The sequence below is a fragment of the Achromobacter sp. SD115 genome (genome assembly GCF_017355315.1).
GTDB classification, from domain to species: domain Bacteria; phylum Pseudomonadota; class Gammaproteobacteria; order Burkholderiales; family Burkholderiaceae_B; genus Achromobacter; species Achromobacter xylosoxidans_B.
In genome coordinates this window covers 1-267 of the sequence record NZ_JADIJM010000057.1, presented here as the reverse complement: position 1 = coordinate 267, position 267 = coordinate 1, and the positions used below count along the sequence as shown (strand labels likewise).

Sequence of the window (267 nt, the reverse complement as noted above, 5' to 3'; positions counted from 1 at the left end):
CAACACCCTGAGCGGCGACGTCGTGGCCAACGACACCAAGGGCGCCGATGCCATCACCGGCGTCACCTGGAACGTCACCGACGCCCAGAAGGCCCTCATCGCCCAGTACGGCACCCTGACGTTGAACGCCAACGGCACCTGGGAGTTCAAGCTCGACAACACCAAGCCGGCCGTCCAGGCGCTCAACGCCTCCGACAAGCTCGACTTCACGCTGAACTACACCGTCGCCGATGCCGACGGCGATACCTCCAGCGCCAACCTCAACTT

General features: G+C 64.4%; 1 protein-coding gene. It reads left to right on the top strand.

Annotated elements, in window-relative coordinates; genetic code table 11:
- A partial coding sequence (locus IPU70_RS33130) for a VCBS domain-containing protein (RefSeq protein WP_207474202.1) occupies window positions 1-267 on the top strand: 267 nt, incomplete at both ends.